Below are 9,879 nucleotides of genomic sequence, written 5' to 3'. Positions count from 1 at the left end.
TTAATATGAATATTTGACTTATAAAAAAGAATAAAATAAGTGCTTTTCTAGCTTAAAATTAATATTTTTAGCTTCCTTAAGTATTTATTGAAAAAGGAAATTTTATGAACTTGAAAAACAAGAAAAAATGAATTCTTTTACCTTTAAGCGCAGGAGTTACAGCTCCACTTGCTTTACTTACAACAGTAAGTGCATCTGCAAATAATGAACCCCGTGAAGTGAGTTTATCACCAACAGGTAGATGAGATGAGGGTATTCAAAATTGAACAGGTAGAGAGAATATAGGAACATTCCATCCAAGTCAGACAGATTATGTATGAGAAGATTGTGATGAATATGGAACATACTATTATAAACATTGATCATGGAGTCACATAAAAGAGTTTCCTGAGTCCAAAGTAAGAGAATCTATGCAAATAGATAAAGTCGTAAATGAAGATGGCACAATTGATTGGACACTTCAGTATTTTAAACCTTTTGGTTTCGTAGAAATAGAAGGTATTGATAGTGAACAAAAAGCATATTTTGCTTTCTTTCTTACTAAAGACATACAATTAAGTTCACCTGTCGAAATTAAGAGATTCGAAAAAGATGGTTCTGATAGACTAATCACTAGTTCAGTTACGTTACAACCAGGACATGAATTATCTTCAAGTCAATTAAAACAAGTTGGTCTTGGTGGTTCTTGACATCACTATGGTACAAATGATGAGCTAACTAGATCTTCACTGGCTAAAGTTGAGTGATATAACCTTCAGAATAAACCAAGCAATAGTTCTAATCATAACCAAAATCTTCTATTTTCGACATGAAATAGAAACGATATTAATGATCCAGGTGGTAAATTTATTGATGGTAAGAAAACATCAATTAGAGATTTTACTTACGATTATGAATTTCAAACTGCCGGATGAGATCATTCAAAATTTGAGATTAAATTTAAAACAGCACCTATTCCAGGTGCACAAAAAGGTTATTTTTCAGGAGTTATGACATCTGAAAGATCACGGCAAGATGATGGTACGTACTCTAGAGTTCTCTTAAATGGTGTTAGAAAGAAAGAAACAAAGAAATTCGAAAGATATCCTGTTATTGTAGAACAAGTGTTTGAGGATATTTATGACACTACAAATATACCTGCAACCAATTCAACATTAACAAAGACTATTACATCTCCAGTGGATTGATCATATAAAACATTCACTAAAGATATTCAAATTCCTGCGCAAAGATTAACTCCAACATCAGGCAATGCATCTTATACAGTGAAAAATGAATATTTAATAAATGATATTATTCCTGCTAGTTTAAATGGACTTTCAAATGAGCAGAAAGCGAACTCTATTTCATTTAATCCTACTGCAATACCTGGATTTGATATTGTTTCAACAAATAAGAATGTATATAGAAAAAAACTTAATAATTCATTTCTAGAAGATGCTGTAGTAGTGCAAACTATATACAGAAAAAAAGCTGATAAAACAAAACTTGAAGAAGAAATTAATTATTCGAAAGGTGATTTCTTTAATCAGCATCCATATCTTGATGCAGATGATGATTTAAAAAATGCTTACAATGCAGCTTTAACAGCAGCTAAAAAAGTATTTGAAAATAATAGTGCAAGACAACCTCAAGTTAACACAGCATATCAAAGTTTAAATCAAGCAAGATTGAAATTAAATGGAAAGATAAACTTCGATAATTTCAAAGAGAAAGCCAGAAAAGTCCTTTTTGAAAGTAATCCAACTTGAGAAGAAGATGGAACTACTGTATCATTAATACCTCTAAATAAATTATTGACACTTGAAAGAGATGAAGCTTGAAATTTAATTAGTAATGCAAAAAGTATTTCAGATGCTACTCCTATTCGAACTTGAGCAGAAGAGCTTAATGATTTAAGAAAAGAATTAGAGCTATCTAAGGATATTAAAGAAAACCCGGATAATAATAATCATAGTAATTACACAGAAGCTACAACAGGTGCAAAAGAACCGAGCGATAATAAAAAAGATAATTTTGATGAAGCGATCAAAGTTGCTGAAAATTTAAAAGATATTTCAACCTACTCATCACAATCTATTAATACAATTAAATCTGCTAAAGATGCATTAGTAGAAACTCGTAAAGCACTTAACGGATTTGATAATGTGAATGCTGCTAAAGCTGCTGCTCAACAAACTATTAATTCACTTCCAAACTTGAGTGGAACAGAAAAAAATAATGCTAATAATGAAGTTAAAAGTCAATCTACAATTGCTGGCGTTAATGATAAATTATTTGAAGCACAAAAACTTGATGCTAAAAACAAAATTGTTCAATTAAGTAACTTGACAAATACTCAAAGAGATGCTGCTAAACGTTTAATTGACTCAAAATCATCTAAAGATCAAATTGATGCCATTGTTAATAATGCAACAACTGTTAATAATGAAGTTCCAAAACTTACCGCTGCTAAAGAGATTAAATCAAATAATGAAATAAGATATACAGAAGCATCAACAACTCCAAATAAATCAAACTTTGATAATGCTATTTCAGCATTAAATGATTTAACTACATATACAGACTTTGAAACAGCATATCCAGACTTACAAACTAAGTTAACTAATTTATCAAGTGCAACAGATAATCTTGATGGAGTTGCGAATTTAAACACAGCTAAAACAAATGCTATTGCTGCAGTTAAACGTTTAAATTTAAGTGGTACACAAAAAGATGAAGCTGAAAAACAAATTAATCAACAAACAACAATTAATTCAGTTAATGCAGTAAAAACAAATGTTGAAGGTTTATCAAATGCTAGAGCTAAATATGACCAAGCTCTTGCAGAAAAAGCTAAACCAAACTATATTGAAGCAACACCGAATCCAAATAAATCAAACTTCGATAATGCATTTGAAGCTCTTAATGGAGTAAAAGATAATACAAACTTTACTACTCCAACCAGTGATTTAAGCACTTTAGTCTCAAATATGATTACTGCTATTAATGATTTAAATGGAAATACAAATTTATCTACATCTAAATCAAACGCTTTAATTGAAATTGGCAAATTGACTTTCTTATCACCATCTCAAACACAACTTGCTAAAAGTCAAGTAAATGGGATAGATACAAACTCAAGTGCTAAAGTTGATGAAATTGTTTCAAATGCAAGAAAATTAAATGTTGCACGTGAACAATTACAAATTGCTAATAAAAATCATCTTAATCAGCCTAACCATACAGAAGCTTCAACAACACCAACAAATAAAAAAGCTGCTTTTGAATCGGCAAGAAATGCTGTTGATGCTATAAAAGATACAAGCGACTTTAAAACTGCTATTCCAAATATTGATAGCTTAACTACTAATTTACAAAATGCTATTAGAAATCTAGATGGAACTACAAACTTAAATAATGCAAAAACAGCTGCTAAAAATACTATTGATGGATTTAGCTCTGACACCTGAACTTCAACGCAAAAACAAACTGCTAAAAATGAAATTGATTCACAAAATACAATTGCCGGTGTTAATGATAAATTATTAGAAGTACAAAAACAATATGCTTTTGATCAAATTAATAATTTAAAAAACTTATCAAAAGAGCAAAAACTTAAAGCAAAAGAATTAATTAGTTCAAAATCAACAAATGAAGAATTTAAAGATTTAGTAGCAGCATATAAATTAGTCAATAATGCTCTTGCTATTCTTAATGATGCTAAAACAGCAAAGAATTCACCTAAATATACAGAAGCTTCAACAACACCAACAAACCTAAAAACAGCTTTTGATACATCATTAGGTAAAATAAACGCTTACAACTTAGAAACAGAGACAAACTTTGAATCACTTGTAAACAAAACAACACAAAGTCAATTTAATGCAGCTGCAATTGATCTTAAGAGAAAAACAACTGCTCTTGATGGGGATACAAACTTAGCAAAAGCTAAAGAGAATGCTATCAGAGATATTAAGTCATATACTAAATTAGATGAACAATCACAAAGAGATCTTGCAATAGCTACTGTAGAAAAAGACGCGACAGACTCAATTGCTAAAGTGCAATCAATTAGGGCTAATGCTGAAAAACTTAATGTTGCTTTAGCCGCATTAGAAACTGCAAATGCTCAATGACAAACACCAAACCATTTACAAGCAGATACAAACAAAAAAGAAGCATATGAAAGTGCTAGAGCAAAAGTAGATGCAATTAAATCACAAAATAATTTTGAATATGAAACACCAAATATCCAAACATTAACAAGTGATTTAAATACTAAAACAGCTGCTCTTAATGGGAATGATAGATTAAGAAAGGCTAGAGAAGCTGCTATTGCTAAAATTAATGATGCTGCTCAAATACCTCATTTATTAGAGGTTCAAAAAACAAAAGCTATTGAAGCTATTAATAATGCACAAACTCTTGCATTAATAGATTCTATTTCTGAAAATGTAAGAGATTTAAATAATGCTATTGGTCAGCTTAAGGATAATGAAACTGTTAAACAAACAGATAATTACAAACAATCCGAAGATGGTTCACAAAGAAACTTTGATTCAGTTGTTGGAGAATTACAATCTTGAAAATCAGTAACAGAGTTTACACAACCAACTCCTAACTTATCTACAGATTTACAAAGATTACAAACTGCAAGAGAAGCTCTTAATGGAGATGAAAGATTAAAAACTGCAAGACAAGAAGCGCTTGCTGCTATTGATGCTGCATCACACTTAAGTGAAGAACAAATTACAACTGCAAAAAATTCTGTTAATGGTTCAAATGTAGTTGCAACAATTGATGCTATTAAAGCAAATGTAGAAAATCTTGATGCTGCTAAAGCTCAATTAGAAAGAGCGTTAGAAGCAGAAAAAACTGCAAACTATAAACAAGCTTCAAATGATAGAAAGCAACCATTTATTAATGCTAAAAATGCAGTTAACAACATTAAAGATCAAACAGACTTTACTCAACCAGTTGATGCTCAATTAGCTAAAAACTTAAAAAATGCTATTGAGGGTCTTAATGGTCAAGATAGATTAACTACAGCTCAAATAGAAGCTAAAGCTGTTATTGAAGGAATGTCTAATTTATCAAAAGCTCAAAAAGACGCTGCTAAAGCTGCTATTAAAGCTGCAGACAGTCTTGATTCAATCGAGTCAATCAAAAACAATGCATCTAAATTAAATGATGCTTTAGGTGTTTTAAAAGATGCAATCGCAACAGAAACTACACCAAACTACACACAAGCTTCAAATCAACAAGCATTTGATGATGCTAAAAAAGCAGTTGCTGCATATAGCAATCATACTGATTTTAACAATCCAATTTCAAATATTCATGACTTAAAACAAGCATTGACTAATGCTAAAGGTGCTCTTGATGGAGAAGAAAGACTTAGAACTGAAAGAGCAAAAGCTAAATCTATTATTGATAATTTACAAAACATAACACCAACTCAAGTATCAGCTGCCAACAATTTAGTTGCAAATTCAAATGATTTAGAACAAATAAAAGCTATTGCTAAAAATGCTCAAGATATTGATTCAGCTTTAGGACAAGCTAAAGAAGATGGCAAAGTTAAACAACAAGTTAAATATACAGAAGCAGAAAGAAGTTTACAAACTGCATTTGACAATGCACTTGATAAAGTTACTGATTTAAAACAAAAAGTTGACTTCCAAAATCCAGATGAACAGTTAGTAACTAAATTAGCAAACTTAACTAATGCTAAAAATGCTCTTAATGGAGAAACAGAACTTCAAAGTAAAAGAGATGCTGCCAATGCTGAAATTGATAAGTTATCTCCATTAGATGAACAAATCAAAAACAAAATTAAAGATCAAATTCAAAAAGCTGCAAATTCACAAGTTGTAGAAAGCATTAAAAATAATGCTAACGACTTAAATGAATTAGCACAAAAACTTGAAGAAGCTAAAGAAATTATTAATTCTCCAAAATACACACAATCAACACCTGAGGAACAACAACAATTCAATGACGCTAAAAAAGCAATTGAAAATGCTATTGCTGCAAAATCAGATGGAACACAACAAGTTGATAATAAACAAGAATTAATTAATAATTTAAATAACGCAAAAGATGGTTTATCTGGAGCAAACAAATTAAAAGATGCTCAAGATGCTGCTCTTAGAGAAATTGAAAACTTACAAAACTTATCAGAAACTCAAAAAGATAAAGCAAAACAATTAGTAAATGCTGCTACAACAGTTCAAGAAGCAAAAGACATTGCTACAAACGCAACAAATGTTGATGCTGCTATCCAACAAGTTCAAAGATTTAATGATGTTAAATCAAAACCACAATTCACAGAAGCATCAACAACACCTACAGATAAAAAACAAGCTGCTCAATCAGCATTTGACAACTTAGCAGGTGTAGAAACAGTAACAGACTTTACAACAAGTTCTATTGCTGACATTGCAGAGAAAACAGAAGCTCTTAAAAACGCAATCAACTCACTTGATGGTGAACAAAACTTAGATGATGCAAAAGCTGCTGCTAAAGCTAAAATCGAAGGATTAGAAAACTTATCAGAAACTCAAAAAGATAAAGCAAAACAATTAGTAAATGCTGCTACAACAGTTCAAGAAGCAAAAGACATTGCTACAAACGCAACAAATGTTGATGCTGCTATTGAACAAGTTCAAAGATTTAATGATGTTAAATCAAAACCACAATTTACAGAAGCATCAACAACACCTACAGATAAAAAACAAGCTGCCCAAACAGCATTTGACAACTTACCAGGTGTTGAGTCAATTATGGACTTTAGAACAAATCTAATTGACCAAATCACAAACAAAACAGAAGAACTGAAAAACGCAATCAACTCACTTGATGGTAAACAAAACTTAGATGATGCAAAAGCTGCTGCTAAAGCTGAAATCGAAGGATTAGAAAACTTATCAGATACACAAAAACAAGCTGCTAAAGCTGAAGTTGAGAAAAAACAAACAATTGCTGACATTCAAGCAACTCTTGAAAATGCTAAAAAATTAAATGCTGCTAAAGGAGCATTAAACGCAGCAAATGAAGTTGAAAAAACAAAAGCATACATTGATGCTTCAAAAACTGCTAAAGATGCATTTGATGCTGCAAAAGGCAAAGTTAATGGAATTAAAGATGTTGAAGACTTCTCACAACCTATTGCAAACATCGACACATTAACATCTAACTTAAATAATGCAATCAGCAACTTAGATGGAGCTAGAAACTTAAAAGAAGCTCAGGATGATGCTATTGCTAAGATTGATGCTTTAACAAACTTAACACCAGCTCAAAAAGACGCTGCTAAGGATGCAATCAGAAACGTTACAACTAAAGATCAAGTAGCTAACGTGCTTTCAAATGCTCAAAAAGTTGATCAAGCTATCGCTAAATCAAAAGAAGCTGCTAATAAACAAACCACACCAGCTTATGTAGAAGCTTCAGATGAACCAAAAGAGAACTTTAACAAAGCTAAAGAAGCACTTGATGCAATCAAGAACACAACAAACTTTGAAGTATTAAGTGATGATCCTGATGCACTTATTAGTGCTTTAGATGCTAAATCTGAATTACTTGATGGTTTAGCTAACTTAGCTACAGCAAAAGAAGAAGCTAAGAAAACAGTTGACGGAATTGAAGGATTATCTCAAGGTCAAAAAGATTTAATTAAAGCTGCTATTGAAGATGAATCAACAAATTCAAAACAATTAATTGATCAAATCCTTAATAATGCTGCTAAATTAAAAGAATTAGTTGATGCATTAGAGGCTGCTAAAGCAAAACAAACAACTCCTGATTACACAGAAGCTGATGAAGATAGACAAACTACATTTACTAATGCTAAAGACGCTATCAAGCAAGCTATTGCAAGCTTCACAGATCCAAAACAACAAATTGCTAACGCAGATAATTTATTACCAGATATGACATTAGCAACTGGGAAATTAAATGGAGATGATAAATTAGCTACAGCTAAAACTGAAGCAATTAAAGAAATTGATAAATTAACCAACTTATCAGAAGCTCAAAAAGATGCTGCTAAAAATTTAATTAAATCTGAAGAAACAAATACACTTGCAAAAGCACAAGACATTGTTAATAATGCAAAATTATTAAACAATGCATTAGCTACACTTGAAGCTGCTAACGACAAATTAGATAAAGTGGATTACACACAAGCTTCAAAAACTGCTAAAGATGCATTTGATAAAGCTAAAGACGCTGTAAATGCAATCAAAGATACAATGAACTTTGAAAACAAAGTACAAGACATTGAATCATTAACAAGCAAATTAGCAAATGCTATTAGTAACCTTGATGGTAAAGATAGATTATCTACAGCTAAAGAAAAAGCTAATCAAGATATTGATGCATTACAAAACATCTCAGAAACACAAAAAGCTGCTGCTAAAGCTAAAGTTGAAGAACAAAACACAATTGACAATGTAAATAACATTGTTTCAAATGCAAAAGCAGTCGATGCTGCTCTAAGAACAATTAAAGACATTGTTCCGGTTAAAGAAAAAGTTCAATTCAAAGAAGCTGATGCAAACAAACAAAATGCATTAACTACAGCATTAAATAATTTAATTTCGTTAGAAAGCAAAGAAGACTTCCAGAACGCTGTAGAAAACTTACAAGATAAAGTGCAAACTCTTAAAGATGCTCACAAATCATTAAACGGAGATTCAAACTTAGCAAAAGCTAAAGCAGATGCTATTGCTGCTATTGATAAGTTAATTTACTTATCAGAAGCGCAAAAAGATACTGCTAAAGCTGATATTAATGCTAAAGAAGCTGTTACAGATGTAAATAACATTGTAAACAATGCTACTTTAATGAATAATGCTAAAGAAGCTCTAGATAAAGCTTCTAAAGCACAAGAAACAATTGCTTACACAAAAGCTTCAGAACAACCAAAAGCTAACTTTGATGCAGCTAAAGCTAATGTAGAAGCAATTAAAGATATTACTAACTTTAATGAGTCAGTAGATAATATCGTTGATTTAACAAATAAATTAAACAATGCAACTGCTGCTCTTGATGGAAGTGCAAGTTTAGATGCTGCTAAAGAAGAAGCTCTTAAAGAAGTTGCTAAACTTCCATACTTATCAGATTCAGAAAAATTCAAAGCTTCTGAAGCTATTAAAAACGCTACAGATGTTGAATCATTAGCAAAAGCTATTGAAGATGCTAAAGCTTTAAACAAAGCTAACTACGATAAAAAAGTAGATGAATTAAATGATTTAACAAACCAATACTTACAAAGCACATATGGAACAGATGCTTCAAACAAACATAGAGAAAATGTTGTTAAAGCAATTAATGAATTTAATTCAAAAGCATTCTCAGATGCAAATGGAGAAGCTGCTATTGCTAAAGCTCAAAACTTACTTGATTTAATTGATTCAATCACAACAAACAAATCAAGAAACAGCTTTGAAGCGTTAGCTGACGCTTCAGAACTTGCTAATATCGATACTTTAGCAAACGCTGTAATTAAACACGATTACTTTAAAACATCTACAAAAGCTAAGAATAAACTTAACTCAACAGACCTTAAAAACATTAAACAATTAGTTTATAAGGTTGGAGATGTTCAAGGGTTAAACGTGCTTACGACAGCTATTACTAAAGCATTGAAAGACAACTCACCAATGGCGATTTGACTATACTTTATAGCTGCTTCAGTAGCAACTTGATTAATTGGTATGTTAATCTTTGTATTCGGTAAAAAGAAATAAGAACTTAATTAACAATTAATTAACAATCAAAATCAATCAGTACTAGATAAAAATAGTGCTGATTTTTTTGTATTTTTAAAAATCAAAAAATTTCATAAATGTGAAACACCCCCAACAACATTGAGATGTTATTATGTCTAAT

1 protein-coding gene is annotated in these 9,879 nt (G+C 31.0%); it reads left to right on the top strand.

Going from position 1 to position 9,879, the window contains the following annotated elements:
- Window positions 1–104: 104 nt before the first annotated feature.
- Window positions 105–9,737, top strand: a complete 9,633-nt coding sequence (locus VBM86_RS00390; protein WP_323189480.1) for a hypothetical protein — start codon at window positions 105–107, stop codon at window positions 9,735–9,737.
- Window positions 9,738–9,879: the final 142 nt, after the last annotated feature.

The organism is Mycoplasma sp. 21DD0573, assembly GCF_034863425.1.
GTDB lineage: Bacteria > Bacillota_I > Bacilli_A > Mycoplasmatales > Metamycoplasmataceae > Mycoplasmopsis.
The sequence above is the reverse complement of the archived record's forward strand: the minus strand, read 5'-3'. Positions and strand labels throughout refer to the sequence as shown.